Consider the following 17,295-nt stretch of genomic DNA (forward strand, 5'->3'; position numbering starts at 1 on the left):
CCCACATGCCCGCTTACTTTATCTTTTGCTGATTCCAAAAATCACAGTCCTTCCCGTGATCTGTCAACTGTACCAAAAGATTTTCCGTATCATTCCTCACTGTGAACTTCCCTGGCCACAATCATACGCACCTTTTCTCTTAAAAGCCTTGTTTCTTCCTGCGTATGCACCGCCACAAAAATGGTGTCATCCCCGGCAATGCAGCCCACAATCTCCGGCAGCTTCATGGCATCCAGCGCTGCCGCCACCGCCATTGCCATACCGGATACCGTCCTGATCACCACCAGATTCTGGGCCGTGTCCACGGAGGAATATGCTTCCTGCAGCACACGGACATACCTGTTCTCCAGCTCTCCGCCGTTTTGCTCCAGCACAATGTATTTCTGTACGCCGTCCTCCGCGGACATCTTTGACAGCTTCAGTTCCCTGATATCTCTGGATATGGTGGCCTGTGTCACCTGAAATCCTTCTTCTCTCAGCCTGTCTGCCAGCTCCTCCTGAGTGCCCACATTATACTTCTGTATGATTTCAATAATCTTTCCCTGTCTCTTCTTTTTCATCGCTCCCTCCGCGCTACCCCTGCATTTTCCTGTGAAGCACTTCCAGAAAACTGACCTGATTCAGCCTGATAAACTCCGTCACCTTGTCCGACCTGGCAATCCGGATTCTGTCCCCGGTCCGAAGCGGCGTCACATGACTTCCGTCAAAGCTGACCTCCACCGTCTGTTCCCTGCCCTCTCTGCACTCCGGTATCTCTATCTCCACAATATCCCTGGAAGACAGAATGATACTCCTCTGATTCAGGGAATGCGGACAGATCGGCGTGAGCATAATCAGCTCGGCCCCGGGCTCCACCAGAGGCCCGCCCGCCGACAGATTATATCCGGTGGAGCCGGTGGGCGTTGTCACAATCATACCGTCCGCATGATATTGGTTCAGAAACTGTCCGTTCACATATATGCCGAACCGTATTATCTGCAGAGAACCGCTTCGGGAAATCACAATGTCGTTTAAGGCCCACCCTTCCTTTACCCGGCCGTCCGAAAGTAAAATCCGGCCGTTCAGCATCATCCGGCTCTCCTGCACATAGTCTCCTGCAATCAGCCGCTCCAGCGCTTCCTCCAGGCCGGAAGGTTCGATTTCCGTCATATATCCCAAAGTGCCCAGATTTACTCCGATAATGGGAATCTGGCGGCCTTTTGCCGCTCTTACCGCCTCCAGCACGGTGCCGTCACCGCCCAGCACAATCATGCAGTCCGCGTCCGCCGGAATATCCTCCGTGCCCCCTTCGCCCGGTTCCCTTCCCGCCTCCCGGCCGCCGCCCATGACAGAGATGGCCGCCCGCTGCCCCTTCAGCTGCAGGAAATCACGGATGCGATTTGCCGTGACCAGATTTTTATCTTTATATTCGTTGGCATATATCAGAAAATGTTTCATCCGCCCTCCCCAAAAATTCCCCGGCCGCTCCCGAAAGGATTACAGACTTTCCTGTGCCTTCTCCACGGTTTCTCTGATTTGCGTTTCCCAACGCAGAGTATGAGACAGCCCCGTCCTCTCCTCCGTGAGGAGTCTCAGACACTCCAGAGCCTCCTGTTCCGTTGGTATCTCCCGGCACCCCGCCCTCTCCACGTCTTTTTCCAGATACAGCAGGTACTCAATATTTCCTTCCGGTCCTCTGACTGGAGAGAACTCCATATCCAGCACGGTAAATCCAATCATATCCGCAAAATCTATGACCTTTTCCGCCACTTCCCTGTGGGTCTGCGCCTCCCGCACCACACCCTTTTTCCCCACTTTCTCTCTTCCCGCCTCGAACTGGGGTTTGATCAGACAGACCATCCGGCCCCCGGGCTTCAGAAGCTTCATAGCCGGCAGCAAAATCTTCGTCAGAGAAATGAAGGACACATCCACACTGGCGAAATCCAGATCGTCCTGTATGTCATCTCTCACCATATATCGAAAATTTGTCTGCTCCATACAGACAACTCTCTCATCGTTGCGCAGTTTCCAGGCCAGCTGCCCATGTCCCACGTCCACGGCATACACCTTCGACGCGCCGTTCTGCAGCATGCAGTCCGTAAATCCTCCCGTGGAAGCGCCGATATCCATACATATCATGCCATTCAGAGACAGCTCCCACCTTTTCATGGCTTTTTCCAGCTTCAGGCCCCCTCTGCTCACATATGGCAGGGTATTCCCCCGCACTTCCAGCTTTATTTTCTCCTGGTCAAAAAAGGTTCCCGCCTTGTCCTCTTTCTGTCCGTCCACATACACATTGCCGGACATTATGACAGCCTTTGCCTTCTCTCTGGACGCAGCATACCCCTGATTCACCAGAATCACATCCAACCGTTCTTTCATCTCTCCTTCAAAGCCTCACAGATTCTGTTCACAACACTCTCTGCATCTATGCCGATTTCCTGCTTCAGCAGTTCCACATTCCCATGCTCCACATAGGCATCCGGAATGCTGATATTCAGGAATCCGTTCTTATATCCACTCTCATTCATATATTCCAGCACTTTTTCCCCATAGCCGCCGCAGGATACATTTTCCTCCATAGTCACAATCAGTCCGTGATTTCCGCAGGCCTTCTTCACGGCCTCCCGGTCGATGGGTTTCACAAAACGGGCGTTAATCAGGCTGACCCCATGTCCTTTCTCCTTCAGAACCTCCCGCACTTTCTCCGCGGTTTTCACCATACTTCCCACCGCAAACAGAGCGATTTTCTCCTCCTCATAAATCCATTCGGCCCTGCCGAATTCAACAGGCGCCCTGTACTCCGACAGTCCTGTGTATGCCGTTCCCCTGGGATAGCGAACCGCAATGGGACAGCCCAGTCCCACAGCATATTTCAGCATATCCGACAACTCCCATTTGTTTTTGGGCGCGCAGATATGCATGTTGGGGATACCGGAAAGATATGTAAAATCAAAAATCCCCTGATGGGTTTCCCCGTCACTTCCCACAAGTCCTGCGCGGTCTATGGCAAATACCACCGGCAGATTCTGGATACAGACATCATGCAGAATCTGGTCGTAAGCCCTCTGCAGAAACGAGGAATACACTGCCACAATAGGCTTCATTCCTCCCGCCGCAAGCCCTGCGGCGAATGTCACCGCATGTTCCTCGGCAATTCCCACATCAAAGAATCGTTCCGGATACATATTCCGAAATCGCTTTAAACCTGTTCCATCCGGCATGGCAGCTGTAATCGCCACGATTTTCTCATCCCGCTGTCCCAGCTTGCACATTACCGTGGAAAAAATATCCGTATAGTTTGCCTCCGTCCTGGGGTGAGAAGGAATCCCTGTCTCAATATCAAACGGCTCCGCTCCGTGGAATCTGGCCGGATGTCTCTCCGCCGGCTCATACCCCTTCCCTTTCTGGGTCAGAACATGAATCATCACAGGGCCTTCCACCCGCTTCGCGTCATGAATCACGGAGACCATGGCGCCGATATCATGCCCGTCCACCGGTCCCAGATATGTAATTCCCATATCCTCGAAAAGCATGCCCGGAATCACCAGCTGTTTAAAGCTGCTCTTCGCCCGCCGGAGCCTGCTTATCATGCTGTCCCCTCTCCTGGTTCCCTGAAGGGCATTGTAAATTCCTTTCTTAAAATCCAGATAGCCTGCCGCAGTGCGGATATTGTTCAGATATTTGGAGACACCTCCCACATTCTCGGAGATGGACATGTTGTTGTCATTCAGAATAATTATAAAATTTGTCTCCAGTTTAGAGGCATTATTCAGGGCTTCATAAGCCATACCACCGGTGAGAGAGCCGTCTCCAATCACGGAGACCACTATATTTTTTCTGCCTGTGATATCTCTGGCCTTCACCAGTCCAAGTCCTGCGGAAATGGAAGTGGAACTGTGTCCTGTGTCGAAGACGTCACATTCGCTTTCTTTGCGTTTTGGGAAACCGCTGAGGCCATGAAACTGGCGTAAAGACTCGAAACCGTTCTTGCGTCCGGTGAGAATTTTATGAGTGTAGGACTGATGGCCCACATCCCAGACAATCTTATCCTCCGGTAAATTCAGGGAAAGATGCAGAGCCATGGTCAGTTCCACGGCCCCCAGATTGGACCCCAGATGTCCTCCTGTGACACTGATTTTCTGAATGAGAAATTCTCTGATTTCCTGGGCCAGCGCACTCAGGTCCTCCCGCTTTATTTTCTTGATATCATTTGCTCTTTCTATGGTTTCCAGCAACATAACTCAACCATGCCCTTCCGTGTGGGAACACACTATTTGCTCCTATGAATCAACGTCAGAATCAACTGCTTCAGAAACGTATGCTCACCCGGGAATCCGTCCAGAATTGCGGCGGCTTCCAGGGAAAGCTTCTCCACATCCGCCTTTGACTGTTCCATCCCCTTCAGCGTCACATAGGTCTGCTTGTGATTCTGGGCGTCGCTTCCCACAGGTTTTCCCAGCTCTCTGCTGTCCCCCACCACATCCAGAATATCATCCTGAATCTGAAACGCAATTCCGATGTCTGCCGCACATTTTTCGATATCCGCAACCTGCTCCTCCGAAGCGCCGGCCAGAATCGCCCCCACCATCATGGCCGCCTGAATCAGGGCAGCGGTCTTATACCGGTGAATAAACAGAAGCTTCTCCTCTGTCATCTCTTCCGGTTTTCCGCCTTCGGCCAGGATATCCACAGTCTGACCGCCGATCATACCGCCGGCTCCCGCTTTCCCCGCCAGCACGGACAGGGCCCGCCATATCCGCATCATCCGGGAGAGCGCCTCCCTGTCGGAATGCTCCCCGGCCGGCTTCCCGCCATCCGGACAGTTTCCGGCCGCTGCCTTTCCCTCCCCGGCAGAAGCATCGAAGAAGCTGCCGCACTCTCCCCCCGGACATTTCGCCGCTTTCAGCGCCGTCTCAAAGGCATAATTCAGCAGGCCGTCTCCAGCCAGAATCCCCATGGCATCCCCATATACATACCAGGTGGTCTCTCTGCCTCTGCGGTATTGGTCATTGTCCATGGCCGGCAAATCATCGTGAACCAGAGAGTAGGTGTGAATCATCTCGATGGCAGCCATAAAGCAGCCGATGACATATTCGTCTGTTCCGCCGCACATCCGATAGGTCTCCCGCATCAAAATGGGACGCAGCCGCTTTCCTCCTGCGGTGAGACTGTAATTCATGGCTTCGAAAAGCTCCCGCTGCAGCCCTGTCTCCTCCGGCAGAAAACGCCGCAGTATCTCTTCCGCCTCTCCGGCGGCCTCTTTCAGCCTGCTGTCAAATTCATTCGTATTCATGCTCAAATTCCTCCAGCTGTCCTTCGCCGCTCAGTTTCAGCACCTGCTTCTCCACCCGGTCAATCTGGTCATTGCAGCGCTTTAAAAGTGCCATTCCCTCGCTGTAGACCTGAAAAGCCGCCTCCAGCGAAATATCGTCCCGCTCCAGTTCTTCCGTCAGTTCCTCCAGCCTGGCAAAATTCTCCTCCAGCCCGGGTTTTTTTGTCTCTTTACCCATTTTTTTCCTCTATCTTAGTTCCGCCGCTGTCTTAGTTCCGCTGCTGCCCCACTGCTGTCTTATTCCATAATTGCTGTCACCTGTGCCCCAATGCGGCCGTCCTTCACCCGGACAGTCAGTTGGCTGCCTTCCTTCACCTGTTTCACGGAGCGGATATTGTGTCCCTCTCCGTCCTCCACATAGGCATATCCGCTGTTCAGCTTCTCCAGCGGGGAAAGTCCCTTCATTCTCTCAATATACAGCGCCAGCTCATGACGCTTTTTTTCCAGAAGGCGTTCCATTCTCTCCTGCAGCCGTTCCTCCAGAGAAATCGTCTGCATCTTCCGCTCTCTGATTCGTCCCGCCGGGCTGAACGCTTTCAGCCGCAGCTCCACATACCGGGCCTGTCCGCGTTTCTCCTCTATTTTCCGCATGATCAGGCGTTCCAGCGTATCCCTGAAGGCTGCCATTTCTCCTGAGATTTCCCGAATATCTGTCACTGCCAGTTCCGCTGCCGCGGAAGGGGTAGGCGCCCGCAGGTCTGCCACAAAATCCGCAATGGTGGTATCGGTCTCATGCCCCACCGCGGAAATCACCGGCACGGAACAGTCGAAAATCGCCTGAGCCACTTCTCTCTCATTGAAGGCCCAGAGATCCTCCATAGAGCCGCCGCCCCGTCCCACAATCATCACATCTACTTTAAGCCTCTCCAGCGCCCGGATGCCTCTCACAATGCCCGGCACAGCCTCGCTGCCCTGTACGGCAGCCGGATACAGAATAATCTGGACATATGGATTTCTCCTGCCCGCAATCTGGATAATGTCCCGCACAGCCGCGCCGGTGTCCGCTGTGACCACTCCCAGAGTCCGGATAAACCTGGGGATGGGCCGCTTATATTCCGGAGCGAACATGCCGCATTCCTCCAGCTCTCTCTTGAGCTGTTCAAATTTTTCATATAAAAGTCCGCTTCCGTCCGGCACAATCTCTTTTGCATAGAGCTGGTATTTACCATCCCGCTCATACACATCCACATTTCCGCCCACAATGACCTGCTGCCCGTCAGACATACGAAAAGAGAGACCTGAACGACTGCCCGCAAACATGACGCAGCCTATGGTCCCTTTGGAATCCTTCAGCGTAAAATAAATATGTCCTGAAGAATGATACTTGCAGTTGCTCACCTCTCCCTTCACGAAGAGACCCCGCATAAAATAATCCTGCGAGAACATATTCTTAATGTAGGAATTTACCTGTCCTACCGTATAAACATTACGAATCTCAATCACCCGGCTTCTGAAAGCCTCCATTAACATGGAGCCTTATCCAATTTTACAATTTTGGCCAGAATAGCGTTCACAAAGCCGCCGGCATTGTCCTGCCCATATTCTTTCGCCAGTTCCACTGCCTCATCGATGGCAACCCCTGCGGGGATGTCCGCGTCAAACCGCAGCTCATACACAGCCAGGCGAAGCACTGCCAGCTCCACCTTGCCCATCCGGGAAGTCTCCCACCCTACCGTATTCTCATCGATCAGTCTGTCTATCTCGGGAATCAGCTCCCTGACAGCCTGGCACCGTGCTTCTATATAATCTGCGTCCTTCCTGGAACTGATATCTTCATTGTTCTCCAGAAAGAGCCTCATCTGTCTCGGCATATCTCCTGCTTCGTGAAATTCCACCTGAAACAAAAGTCTGAATACCTGTTCTCTCTGCTCGTGTCTTCCCATGATACACTTCCTGCCGTTATCTGTGATTTCTTTTTGCTCTGTGCCTTCGGTCAGACGTTTCCCGCTATTTCACCTTCACGCCCGCAATGCGGATATTGACATCAGCACAGCTTAAACCAGTCATATTCTCAATGGCGGCCTTTACTTTTCCCTGCACCTGATGACAGGTGGCCGGAATGCTGTAGCCATACTCCATGATCAGAGCCAGATCAACCTTCACTCTGCGGTCCGCCACCGTCACTCTCACGCCTCTTGCAAGTTTCTTCATACCCACCCTGCTGATAAGCTCACCGGTAATATTCCCGGCCATGGAACTGACACCCTCCACTTCCATGGCGGCCAACGAGGCAATCATTGCCACCACATCATCTGCAATCTGTACCACGCCTACGCTTTTCTCCTCGTTCAGTACCACAGAACCGTTCTCTCTTTCTTTTTCCATAATATACCATGCCTTTCCTTCAGCTCTGAATATACTTTTACAGATACTATCCAGTATACCACATTCCCTACTCATTTGTCACCCAAAATGTCAGTGACAGCTGCTTTTCATTTTGAGCATATGCAATTCTGCTCTCACCGTCATTCAGATAATCAAAAATTTCCTGACCCTCTACCAGCGCATGCAGGATTTCTTCGTAGCAGGCGGTATCAGCACATTTGATGGTCACGTCCTGCTTTCCGCGCTCCGCTGCTCCTGAAAACAAAGCCGCCATCTGTTCCCTGTCATAGGACTGAAACAGCGCGCCCTCCCGCACATAATAATTGGCCGCCACAGCAGTACACACCGGCATCGGAATCTCGTCACTGATGGAGTGGGTGCGCAGGAGCTCCTCCGTGGTCACGTTCAGATAATCATAGTTGATTTCCGGCATGGCATTGTGCACATCCTCCCCCGGCCGGGTATCCTCCATCTGATAGGACACATCCCCCCAGGTGGCATCCATATAATAATATTCTCCGTCCACCTTCACCAGGTTCCAGGCATGCCCTTCTCCGGTCTCCACCAGCCCCAGCACCAGCGTGCACTCCACCCCCAGCCTGTTGAGCAGATACTGGGCCGCTTTCGCATATCCCTGACACACAGAAGCATGATGAATGAAAACCGAATAGATATTCTGATTATCGGGAGCATTCATATCATAGTCCGTATTGCGGATTATGGTATCGTATACATATTTCACTTTCTCGTACTCACCTGCATTCCCGTCTATACCTGCCAGAATCTGCTCCGCGGCAGCCAGTATTTCTTCACTGCGCACTGCCGCCGTGTCCACATCCATATTATACGTTCCGGAAAACTCAATGGAAGTGAGCCTGTCCCCTCTGGTATATTTCGTGTAGGAATATCCTTCCACGTAAAACAGCTCCGGGTGGTCGCTCAAAACACATTGAAAGATTCTGTCCACATCGGCCTCGTCCAGTCCTGCGTCAAATCCCTCTGTGTTCAGCTCCTCCTCTTCCCCATAACTCCCCAGAATCCGTTCCATGTCATGATACCAAAGCTGTTCCGCTTCACTTAAGCTGTCATGGGCAAAGGAACCCGCCTCTTCCATCAGAAAGCATACTGCAGGAATCTCCGCTTCCTCCGAAGACGCTTCCGAAGAGGGCTCTCCCTTATCTTCCTCTGAATCTTCTTCCGTCATACCCCAGGACAGAGCAAAATCCCTGGGAATATTATCCAGAATATTCGGGTCCGCACAACCTGTGAGCATCACACAAAACAACACCAGCCACAGGATATGCGGGTAATTACGCCTTCTTCGCCTCATCTGCAGGCTCCCCCTTTACCTCGCTTAATTTCTGCTGAATTCTGTCAGGACCAGTCCCTTATTCCTGTCCAGCGTCATGCCGATACTCCAGGAATTCACGAACAGCAGCAGCGGATTTCCTTTCATGTCCTTCACCTTTTTCATATCGGAAGTTCCGCTGAGCCTGCCGATATCCACTTCATCCTTGTTCTCAATCCAGCGAATATGCTCATAGGGCAGATTCTCCAGACGGATTTCCACATTGTATTCGTTCTCCAGCCTGTACTTCAGAACGTCAAACTGCAGCACGCCCACCACGCCCACAATGATTTCCTCCAGACCTGTGTTGAATTCCTGGAAAATCTGGATGGCGCCCTCCTGGGCAATCTGCTCTATCCCTTTGACAAACTGCTTCCGCTTCATGGTATCCATCTGGCGCACCCTGGCAAAATGCTCCGGCGCAAAGGTGGGAATCCCCTCGTACTGGAATTTCTCCTTCGGCATGCACAGGGTATCTCCAATGGAGAAAATTCCGGGATCAAACACACCGATAATATCTCCTGCATACGCCTCACTCAGTATCTTCCTGTCATCTGCCATGATCTGCTGTGGCTGGGAAAGCCGCATAACCCTGCCCCCCTGTACATGTCGCACTTCCATCTGTGCGTCAAATCTGCCGGAACAGATACGCATAAACGCAATACGGTCTCTGTGCGCCCTGTTCATATTGGCCTGAATCTTGAATACAAAAGCGCTGAACTGATTTTCCCCGGGCTCTATCAGCCCTATATCCGATCTTCTTGGAAGAGGGGTGGTGGTCATCTTCAGGAAATGCTTCAGGAAAATTTCCACCCCGAAATTTGTCAGCGCCGATCCAAAACACACCGGCGTCAGATTCCCGGCCCGAACTGCATCCAGATCAAATTCCGCGCCCGCGCCGTCCAGAAGGTCCATTTCCTCCAGCAGCCTGTCCACCGCATTGTCTCCGATTGCCTGCCGCAGATCCGCCTGGTTCTCCAGCATAATCTCCGTGGCAGTCCCTTCTTTCGTCCCCTTCTCCGTGTCGGAATAAGAGATGACACATTTATTCTCTCTGTCGTAAACGCCTTTGAATTCCTTTCCCGATCCGATGGGCCAGTTCAGAGGACAAGTGGCGATCCCCAGCTCCTTCTCAATATCGTCCAGCAGATCAAAGGTATCGTTGGCATCCCGGTCCAGCTTATTGATAAACGTAAAAATGGGAATCTTCCGCATGACACAGACCTTGAACAGCTTCCTGGTCTGGGCCTCCACACCTTTGGAAGCATCGATTACCATCACGGCAGAGTCCGCCGCCATCAGTGTGCGATAAGTGTCCTCGGAGAAATCCTGATGCCCGGGCGTGTCCAATATATTGATACAATAGCCGCCGTACTCAAACTGCAGCACGGAGGAGGTGACGGAAATTCCCCTCTCCTTCTCTATCTCCATCCAGTCGGAGACGGCATGCCTGGCAGTGGCCTTCCCCTTGACACTCCCAGCCAGATTGATGGCGCCGCCGTACAGCAGAAACTTCTCCGTAAGCGTAGTCTTCCCCGCGTCAGGGTGAGAAATAATCGCAAACGTACGGCGGCGGTTAATTTCTTCCGTATAATCGTTCATCTGTTTATAAACCTCCATCTATAGTCCTTCATTTCCGCTCTGCTGACACTTTTCCGGAATCCGGGACGGCGTGACTGCTTCTCTGTACTGCAGCATGGATTCTCCCTCAAAGGCCGGTGTAATCCCGAAATAATCCAGCACTGTGGCACCGATGTCGGCGAAGGTCTTCCGTGTGCCCAGATTGGCAGGCGCAATCTTCGGTCCATACATGAGGAAAGGAGTGTATTCTCTGGTGTGGTCTGTAGTGGCCAGGTAACCCGGGTCACAGCCGTGGTCGGCGCTGATCATCAGAATGTCCTCCTCCCGCATTTTCCCAAGAATCTCCGGAAGCCAGTCGTCAAAGCGGCTTAATGCCTTCGCATAACCGTCTATGTCTCTGCGGTGCCCATACAGCATATCATAATCCACCAGATTAATAAAGCATAATCCTTCAAAATCTCTGTCCAGATACTCCAGCGTCCTCTCCATACCTTCCTCGTTCCCGGAGGTATACACAGACTCGGTAATTCCCTTTCCGACAAAGATATCCTTTATTTTCCCCACACCAATCACCGTCTTCCCGTTTTCCGACAACTGGTCCAGCATGGTTGTGGAAGGCGGAAGAATGGAGAAGTCATGTCTGTGCGCAGTTCTGGTAAACTGTCCCCCGCAGGGACCCACAAAGGGACGGGCAATGACTCTTCCCACACCGTGTTCTCCCTGCAGAATCTCCCTGGCCATGCGGCAATATTCATAGAGCTGTTCCAGGGGAACGATTTCCTCGTGCGCCGCAATCTGGAACACACTGTCCGCCGAGGTGTATACAATCAAATCACCGGTCCGCATATGTGCGTCCCCGTATTCCTGAATGACCGCCGTTCCGGAATAGGGCAGATTACACAGCACGCCCCTTCCTGTCCTCTTCCGGAAAGCGTCCAGCACCTCCTCCGGAAATCCTTCCGGATAGGTGGGCAGCGGCTTCGGAGAATACACGCCTGCAATCTCCCAGTGGCCGATAGTGGTATCTTTCCCCCTGGAACGCTCTGTCATACGGGCAATCAGCGCCCTGTGAGTCTCTGTTTCCGCCATCTGCTTCACCTGCACACCGTCTATCTGGAACAATCCCAGATCCCCCATATTGGGCAGATGAAAGAACGGGCTGGAGGATACGGTTCTCAGCGTGTTCACATCCACATCGCCGTAAGAAACCGCATCCTCCATGGCACCGATTCCGAAACTGTCCAGAATGATTAAAAATGCTCTTTTCATATACTCTTCTGTCCTCTCAGCTGTAGCTTTTGTCCGATTATTGGCCATCCGGCCGTTTTCCGCCCTGAATAAGGTCATTATAACATATCATTTCTTCTATGTAAAATAAACTTATTTTTGATTTGCCACCGTGCTGATAATGATGTTCTCCGGAGATACTTCCGTTTTGCGCTTTACGATATCTTCAATCTGCGCTCTCATCACATCGTCCAGAGCCGCCACATTTACCACCACATCCACGGCATCGCCGTTAATGCTTACTACCACATCCTGAAATCCCTTGGCTTCCAGAAGGATTTCCGCAGCCGCTTCTTTTTCCGCAATGTCGGTCATTTCCACCATGCTGTCTACCGCCGCCTGCTTCTGGTCGTCGCTGAGTCCGGCACTGTTAATGATTTCCAGCAGGGTCTCCTTATTTTTCGCTCTGGTCTGTTCCTTCAGAAGCTTTGCGTCCGAAAGCATCGACACTCCCGGCGTGGAGGTAAACACCGCTTCCCCGGGAACTTCCCCTTCTTCCGGTGTAACGCCTGCCACTTCCCCTTCGGCTGTGCCTGACACATCAGCCACCTCTCCTTCTGCCGTACCTGACACATCGGCCACTTCCATTTCGCTGTCCAGATAGTCGTCCGCAATGATGTTCGTATCTGTATCCAGACTTTCAATATCTGTATATCCCGCCAGCAAATCTTCTTCCGATAAATCCAGCAGTCCGTCCAGTGTTTCGTTCTGGCTGATTATGCCGTCCGAGTCCACCGGACTGGCACTGCCCGTATCCGGGTTGTTGTCTTCTGTTGCCAGATATTCATCTTCCAGTCCATTACCCGCAAACTGCAGATAGCCTGCGATTGCAATCATAATTGCCAGCGCTGTTATCATAAGCTGATTTTTCTTGATTAGGTTTTTCACTTTGATTCCCCTCTTCGTGTTTTACTACTTCATTGTATGAGCCTTCCCGGGGATATATGCTTTTCCTTTTTTCAAAACAAAAGATATCCTCATTTTCCCTCCGTTTGGCTGTCCGCCTCCATCCGCACCACCTTTACCTTGTGCGCTTCCACGCCGAACAGGGCCTGCACGGTTTCCACAATCGTCCGGTTCACCGTTCCGATCCCTGCTCCCTCCGCCACTACCAGCACGCCTTCTATCTGAGGGGACAGTGTCTTAATCACATAAGGTTCACTTGCGCCCCCTTCCGTGCGATACACCGTGTTCTCCCGGGAGTCTGTCTCGCTGATTATACGGGTTCCTCCCTGGGAGTCGCTTTCATGGGTGGAAGAGCGGCTCACCGGCTGCTCCTTTTCCACCACCAGTTCCCGGGAAGCTTTCAGGGTGATCATCACCTCCACCTTTCCAACGCCTTCCATCTGAGACAGAAGTTCCGTCAGCCTCTCCTCCAGATGAGCGGCATATGCCTCGTCTGTATCCGCCGTCCTCCCGGTCTCCTGTCCGGCGGCTTCCGTCTCCCGGCCTCCGCTCCCCATTCCCACGTCCGCTGTCAGCTCACCGCCGACCCGCGCAGTCCCGTCGCTGTCGCTTTTTCTCCCGTCTTTTACCGGAAGTGCTATGATAATCAGCAGAATTCCCGCCAGTACCAGAATGATAAAATTATCTCTGCGAAACCATTTCCGGAACCCCTTTTCTTCCATCCATTTTTTCCAGTCCAAGTCCTTCATCCTCTCCCGCCTTTCTCCTCGGAAATGTCTCTCCGCCGTCCAAAGTTTCCGCTTCCTTTTATCCGGGAGGTCACCGGCCTTCCTGTGTTTCCGGAGATCCCGTTCCTATGGAAACCGGTTCTATGGGTTCCACTTCAATATTCTCTCTCCCGCTGTTCTGAGTCATGGTGCCGTGGTCTTCCTGTTCCTCTGTCTGTTCCTCCGCCTGTTCCGCAGCCTGCTCCTCCATACGGCTTCTCACTTCCTCCAATGTCATCTGTTCCAGAATGGCGTCTGCCGCGGCTGCGGTCTCCTCCGCAGCCTGAATCCCCGCCTCCATATCCTGCTTAAATTGCCGTAAGGCCTCCGCAGTCTCATCCCCTTTTCCGCCCATGAAAAAAACGCCCACGGGAATAAACAGCTGTATCAAAATCATAATGCTGACCAGCATTTTCAGATATTTTTCATAAGTCTCCTGGGCCCGGAAATGCAGCAGAGCCTGTGCACATATCATAAATATTCCCACCCGGCAGATTGCCTGGAAAAAAGAATTCAGCATATCTTCTCCTTTCTCACGCGGTCACCGCGATTGCAATCAGAAATAAAAGCATTGCCGTCCCTGTGGTGCGAAGAAGCAGAAGCCCCGCATCGCCGGTCTTGTCCGCACAGGCTGTTATCCTTTTGTCACTGACAATCCCCATAAAAGCCGCGGCACATTTCAACACCCCGGAAATCACAGCGATCTTCAGCAGCGGCAGCGCACAGAGAAGCAACAGCAAAAGCAGCAGAATCACACCGATGCTGTTCCGGATTACCACCGCGGACCCCAGTACAAGCTCCGCCACTCCCCCTGCGGCAGCCCCTACGCCCGGAATGGCAGATACCAGCTTCTGAAAGGCGGAATTTCTGGCGGAATCCACCACCGGCGCAATCAGTCTCTGAAACACGCCGATTCCCGTGACCACCCCCAGCGCTCCCTTCAGAACCCAGCCGGTCAGCTTCCCCAAAAACTCTATCAGAAAGCTGAGCTTTTCTTCTATCCAGATGCCATTCACTATGGACAGCATACAAAAGCTGTATATCAGAGGCAGCAGCAGTGCCGACAATATATATTCCACACCATATATCACAAACAGCATCAGCTGGCAGGAAGCCCCCGCCGTAATTGCCCCGGAGGAAACGCCCACGGAAAGCAGATAGGCCGGCACCAGAAGCCTGACAAAAAGCGTAATATTTTCAATGGTCTGGGCGGCCGTATCCGCCGCCTGCTGAAAGCATTTCAGCAAAACCGTGGTAAACAGCAGATACATAAAATAGAAGCTCATGTCCGCCACCTGACGCTTGTCGAATATTTCCACAAAATGCGTCATCAGAGAAGACACAATTCCCAGCACAACCAGCCAGATAAAGATATTCTTCATACTTGCAGCCTGTCCCAGGAAATCAGAGATACTTCCCTGAAACAACAAGCCCAGCGCACCGAAAATATCCCCGGACATCACCTGGGAGAACAATTGCTCCAGACTCAGACTTTTCTCCGGGAAAAGCCTGGCAATTCCCTCCTCCAGCTTATCCAGCCCGTAATCCTGCCAAATAAGATTCAAATCCATACCTGTCACCTGCCTCCTGCTGAGCTTTCCCGGAAGACCGTCACAGAAAGCTCTGAATCTGTTCAATCACGGCAAAAAGGATGGGCAGTCCCGAGAACATCACCGTCAGTTTCCCCAGTATCTCAATCTGCCCGGCCACCGACTGATAGCCGGCGTCTTTGCAGATTCCGGAACTAAACTCGCAGATATATGTAATTCCGATTACTTTGAGCAATATGGACAGATATTCCTCCGCGCCGTTCAGATAGCCTTTTATCCTGGAAAACTGTGCGGTCACCGCCTCCACCTGACGGATACTGAAGAAAAAAATAATCAGCCCCACAGCCAGTCCTATGTAAGTGGCATATTCCGACTTGCTTCCTCTGAACTGTATTGCCAGCAATACTCCCGCAATTCCCAGAAAAGCGATTTTAATCAGTACTGTCACATCTGCCTCCTGATTCAGCCGTCACACAGACGGCACAAATTGTCCCAAAAACTGCAATTGGGTAAAGTCCCTATAATGCGAACAATGTCTGTATTGTCTGGAACAGCTCATATATATACGGCACAATCCAGGTAAGCACCAGTATCAGTCCTGCAAGGCTGATCAGAAAAGCATGTTCCTCTCTGCCGCTGTGTTTCAATATCTGACTCAATATGGTTACCAATATTCCAACCGCCGCTATCTTAAATATCAGACTTACTCCCATGGCTCCTCACTTATCTTTCAAACCAATATCAGAATCAGCAATAATCCCCCCATCGCCCCCAGGCCTACCGCCATTCTGCACCTCTCGGTGTTCTCTCCCGCCTGCCGTTCTTCCGTGGCGTGGAGAAGCTCCATACTCTGTTCTATTGTGCGCAGCTGCATCTGTCCGTCCGAAAACCCTGTTTTGGCTGTAAACCGCAGAAAATTTTCCCTGTCCTCCGCCTTTAAGGGCAGCATGGCAAGAATTCCCTCTGTCTCCTCCCGGAAGACCGTCCCGAAAGAGATTCCCGTATTTTCCGCCATCCTGTCTCCTATTCTGGCAAACGCCCTGTCAAAGGGAGCGGAGAGATACCTTGCGGCATGTCCGCAGCATTCCGGCAGCGTGGCTCTTCCATAACGGATTTCCCCCGCCAGCAGCTCCAGAATGTTCTGCAGCTCCTGTAGTGCTTTTATTCTGCCTGTCAGCTGGTACCGATACCACATTCCCAGCCCCATACAGCCGCTAAAAATCATACAGCCTCCCAAAATTCTGAACATTCCTCTCCCCCCTTTCTTCCACCTGTTTAATCACGAATTCTCCATTCTCCCGTCCCAGCAGCAGAAACAGTTCAAACATACGTTCCCAGAAAATTGACTCCCGTCCGAATCTGCGCTCCACGTCCGCTCTGTTCTCCCCGTGTACGGTAGCCAGAATCTTGCACCCGCAGGCAGATGCCTGTCCCAGGGCTTTCAATTCCCCGTCGCTGCCCAGTTCGTCGATGGCAATCACCTGGGGAGACATGGAGCGCAGCAGCAACAGCATCCCCGTCTCTTTCGGACAGCCGTCCAGCACATCCGTGCGCATCCCCATGTCATTCTGAGGTCTTCCCAGGAAAGCCCCCGCCAGCTCGGAGCGCTCGTCCACCACGCCCACCGTCATTCCCCTCCCCCAGGTATTTCCGTTGGAAATCTGACGAATCAGGTCCCGCAGCAGTGTCGTCTTCCCGCATCCCGGCGGAGAAATAATCAGCGCACTTTTCAGGACTCCCTCTCTGTACATTTCCGGCAGCACCCTGTCTGCGGCGCCCTTCATCTGGTGAGATACCCGAATATTTAAAAAAGCAATATTTTTTAATGTGCGCACGCTTCCGTCCGCCTCCAGCACGGCTTGTCCCGCCACCCCCACACGATGTCCTCCCGCCACAGTGACAAATCCCCGCCGCAGTTCCTCCTCGAATGCATAGGGAGAATAATGGCAGATATGCTCCAGCATCTCCTCCAGATCCTTTTCCGTGATTGTCCGGGCCTGCCGGACTGAATCCGTAAATTCTCCCGAAGCCGTGAGATATCTCTCCCTGCCTTCCATATACAGTATTACAGGTCTGCCGGCCCGCAGCCGGATTTCCTGGATATGTTCCTGCTCCCTGGCCACCTGCTGCCAGAGCGTGCGGCTGTGAAACGGGAAGAGCTGTAAGATAGAATTTTCCATTGACCTGTCCTCCTTTCTCCAATATATGATGAAAAGA

At 52.3% G+C, this 17,295-nt stretch carries 20 protein-coding genes; all 20 read right to left on the reverse strand.

Features of this window, described 5'->3' with window-relative positions:
- Positions 1-89: 89 nt before the first annotated feature.
- Positions 90-560 (reverse strand): arginine repressor, encoded by a 471-nt coding sequence (gene argR, locus NSB25_RS14315; RefSeq protein ID WP_103238928.1) that lies wholly within the window; start codon positions 558-560, stop codon positions 90-92.
- A gap of 13 nt (positions 561-573) precedes the next feature.
- On the reverse strand, positions 574-1,437 hold the full coding sequence (locus NSB25_RS14320; RefSeq protein ID WP_103238929.1) for an NAD(+)/NADH kinase: 864 nt from the start codon (positions 1,435-1,437) through the stop codon (positions 574-576).
- A 39-nt stretch (positions 1,438-1,476) separates the two neighbouring features.
- On the reverse strand, positions 1,477-2,361 hold the full coding sequence (locus tag NSB25_RS14325) for a TlyA family RNA methyltransferase (RefSeq protein WP_103238930.1): 885 nt from the start codon (positions 2,359-2,361) through the stop codon (positions 1,477-1,479).
- Positions 2,358-4,220: a 1-deoxy-D-xylulose-5-phosphate synthase gene (gene dxs / locus NSB25_RS14330; protein WP_103238931.1), complete on the reverse strand. Its 1,863-nt coding sequence runs from the start codon at positions 4,218-4,220 to the stop codon at positions 2,358-2,360. Before dxs ends, NSB25_RS14325 begins: the two co-directional genes overlap by 4 nt.
- A gap of 32 nt (positions 4,221-4,252) precedes the next feature.
- Complete coding sequence (locus NSB25_RS14335) at positions 4,253-5,275, reverse strand: polyprenyl synthetase family protein (RefSeq protein ID WP_103238932.1); 1,023 nt, start codon at positions 5,273-5,275, stop codon at positions 4,253-4,255.
- Complete coding sequence (gene xseB / locus NSB25_RS14340; protein ID WP_103238933.1) at positions 5,262-5,492, reverse strand: exodeoxyribonuclease VII small subunit; 231 nt, start codon at positions 5,490-5,492, stop codon at positions 5,262-5,264. The genes NSB25_RS14335 and xseB overlap by 14 nt, the downstream gene beginning before the upstream one ends.
- A 59-nt stretch (positions 5,493-5,551) precedes the next feature.
- The gene (gene xseA / locus NSB25_RS14345) at positions 5,552-6,784 is read right to left on the reverse strand and encodes an exodeoxyribonuclease VII large subunit (RefSeq protein ID WP_242982355.1); all 1,233 of its coding nucleotides are present in this window, start codon (positions 6,782-6,784) and stop codon (positions 5,552-5,554) included.
- Positions 6,778-7,197: a transcription antitermination factor NusB gene (gene nusB, locus NSB25_RS14350; RefSeq protein WP_103238934.1), complete on the reverse strand. Its 420-nt coding sequence runs from the start codon at positions 7,195-7,197 to the stop codon at positions 6,778-6,780. Before nusB ends, xseA begins: the two co-directional genes overlap by 7 nt.
- Before the next feature lie 64 nt (positions 7,198-7,261).
- A complete protein-coding gene (locus NSB25_RS14355; RefSeq protein ID WP_103238935.1) occupies positions 7,262-7,639 on the reverse strand; it encodes an Asp23/Gls24 family envelope stress response protein in 378 nt (125 codons plus the stop codon).
- Positions 7,640-7,706: 67 nt separating this feature from the next.
- Entirely contained in the window at positions 7,707-8,969 is a 1,263-nt protein-coding gene (locus NSB25_RS14360) for a transglutaminase domain-containing protein (protein ID WP_103238936.1), read from the reverse strand.
- A gap of 24 nt (positions 8,970-8,993) precedes the next feature.
- Positions 8,994-10,589 (reverse strand): peptide chain release factor 3, encoded by a 1,596-nt coding sequence (locus NSB25_RS14365; protein ID WP_103239100.1) that lies wholly within the window; start codon positions 10,587-10,589, stop codon positions 8,994-8,996.
- A gap of 18 nt (positions 10,590-10,607) precedes the next feature.
- A complete protein-coding gene (locus tag NSB25_RS14370; RefSeq protein ID WP_103239102.1) occupies positions 10,608-11,837 on the reverse strand; it encodes a phosphopentomutase in 1,230 nt (409 codons plus the stop codon).
- Between the two features lie 111 nt (positions 11,838-11,948).
- Positions 11,949-12,743 carry a SpoIIIAH-like family protein gene (locus NSB25_RS14375; protein ID WP_103238937.1) on the reverse strand — a complete coding sequence of 265 codons (795 nt, stop codon included), beginning with the start codon at positions 12,741-12,743 and terminating at the stop codon, positions 11,949-11,951.
- Positions 12,744-12,832: 89 nt separating this feature from the next.
- On the reverse strand, positions 12,833-13,510 hold the full coding sequence (locus NSB25_RS14380) for a stage III sporulation protein AG (RefSeq protein WP_103238938.1): 678 nt from the start codon (positions 13,508-13,510) through the stop codon (positions 12,833-12,835).
- A gap of 70 nt (positions 13,511-13,580) precedes the next feature.
- The gene (locus NSB25_RS14385) at positions 13,581-14,048 is read right to left on the reverse strand and encodes a stage III sporulation protein AF (RefSeq protein ID WP_103238939.1); all 468 of its coding nucleotides are present in this window, start codon (positions 14,046-14,048) and stop codon (positions 13,581-13,583) included.
- A 13-nt stretch (positions 14,049-14,061) separates the two neighbouring features.
- On the reverse strand, positions 14,062-15,099 hold the full coding sequence (locus NSB25_RS14390; protein ID WP_103238940.1) for a stage III sporulation protein AE: 1,038 nt from the start codon (positions 15,097-15,099) through the stop codon (positions 14,062-14,064).
- Between the two features lie 40 nt (positions 15,100-15,139).
- Complete coding sequence (locus NSB25_RS14395) at positions 15,140-15,526, reverse strand: stage III sporulation AC/AD family protein (protein WP_242982356.1); 387 nt, start codon at positions 15,524-15,526, stop codon at positions 15,140-15,142.
- Between the two features lie 70 nt (positions 15,527-15,596).
- Positions 15,597-15,791 (reverse strand): stage III sporulation protein AC, encoded by a 195-nt coding sequence (gene spoIIIAC, locus NSB25_RS14400; protein ID WP_103238941.1) that lies wholly within the window; start codon positions 15,789-15,791, stop codon positions 15,597-15,599.
- A 17-nt stretch (positions 15,792-15,808) separates the two neighbouring features.
- Complete coding sequence (locus tag NSB25_RS14405) at positions 15,809-16,303, reverse strand: stage III sporulation protein AB (RefSeq protein WP_172455019.1); 495 nt, start codon at positions 16,301-16,303, stop codon at positions 15,809-15,811.
- Positions 16,293-17,258: a stage III sporulation protein AA gene (spoIIIAA, locus tag NSB25_RS14410; RefSeq protein ID WP_103238943.1), complete on the reverse strand. Its 966-nt coding sequence runs from the start codon at positions 17,256-17,258 to the stop codon at positions 16,293-16,295. The genes NSB25_RS14405 and spoIIIAA overlap by 11 nt, the downstream gene beginning before the upstream one ends.
- Between the last annotated feature and the right edge of the window lie 37 nt (positions 17,259-17,295).

The sequence above is a fragment of the Acetatifactor muris genome (assembly GCF_024623325.1).
In the GTDB taxonomy this organism is placed as follows: domain Bacteria; phylum Bacillota; class Clostridia; order Lachnospirales; family Lachnospiraceae; genus Acetatifactor; species Acetatifactor muris.

Coding starts and splice junctions, on each gene's coding strand:
- argR (WP_103238928.1), bottom strand. CDS start 560: ATGAAAAAGAAGAGACAGGGAAAGATTATTGAAATCATACAGAAGTAT.
- NSB25_RS14320 (WP_103238929.1), bottom strand. CDS start 1,437: ATGAAACATTTTCTGATATATGCCAACGAATATAAAGATAAAAATCTG.
- NSB25_RS14325 (WP_103238930.1), bottom strand. CDS start 2,361: ATGAAAGAACGGTTGGATGTGATTCTGGTGAATCAGGGGTATGCTGCG.
- dxs (WP_103238931.1), bottom strand. CDS start 4,220: ATGTTGCTGGAAACCATAGAAAGAGCAAATGATATCAAGAAAATAAAG.
- NSB25_RS14335 (WP_103238932.1), bottom strand. CDS start 5,275: ATGAATACGAATGAATTTGACAGCAGGCTGAAAGAGGCCGCCGGAGAG.
- xseB (WP_103238933.1), bottom strand. CDS start 5,492: ATGGGTAAAGAGACAAAAAAACCCGGGCTGGAGGAGAATTTTGCCAGG.
- xseA (WP_242982355.1), bottom strand. CDS start 6,784: ATGTTAATGGAGGCTTTCAGAAGCCGGGTGATTGAGATTCGTAATGTT.
- nusB (WP_103238934.1), bottom strand. CDS start 7,197: ATGGGAAGACACGAGCAGAGAGAACAGGTATTCAGACTTTTGTTTCAG.
- NSB25_RS14355 (WP_103238935.1), bottom strand. CDS start 7,639: ATGGAAAAAGAAAGAGAGAACGGTTCTGTGGTACTGAACGAGGAGAAA.
- NSB25_RS14360 (WP_103238936.1), bottom strand. CDS start 8,969: ATGAGGCGAAGAAGGCGTAATTACCCGCATATCCTGTGGCTGGTGTTG.
- NSB25_RS14365 (WP_103239100.1), bottom strand. CDS start 10,589: ATGAACGATTATACGGAAGAAATTAACCGCCGCCGTACGTTTGCGATT.
- NSB25_RS14370 (WP_103239102.1), bottom strand. CDS start 11,837: ATGAAAAGAGCATTTTTAATCATTCTGGACAGTTTCGGAATCGGTGCC.
- NSB25_RS14380 (WP_103238938.1), bottom strand. CDS start 13,510: ATGAAGGACTTGGACTGGAAAAAATGGATGGAAGAAAAGGGGTTCCGG.
- NSB25_RS14385 (WP_103238939.1), bottom strand. CDS start 14,048: ATGCTGAATTCTTTTTTCCAGGCAATCTGCCGGGTGGGAATATTTATG.
- NSB25_RS14390 (WP_103238940.1), bottom strand. CDS start 15,099: ATGGATTTGAATCTTATTTGGCAGGATTACGGGCTGGATAAGCTGGAG.
- spoIIIAC (WP_103238941.1), bottom strand. CDS start 15,791: ATGGGAGTAAGTCTGATATTTAAGATAGCGGCGGTTGGAATATTGGTA.
- NSB25_RS14405 (WP_172455019.1), bottom strand. CDS start 16,303: ATGATTTTTAGCGGCTGTATGGGGCTGGGAATGTGGTATCGGTACCAG.
- spoIIIAA (WP_103238943.1), bottom strand. CDS start 17,258: ATGGAAAATTCTATCTTACAGCTCTTCCCGTTTCACAGCCGCACGCTC.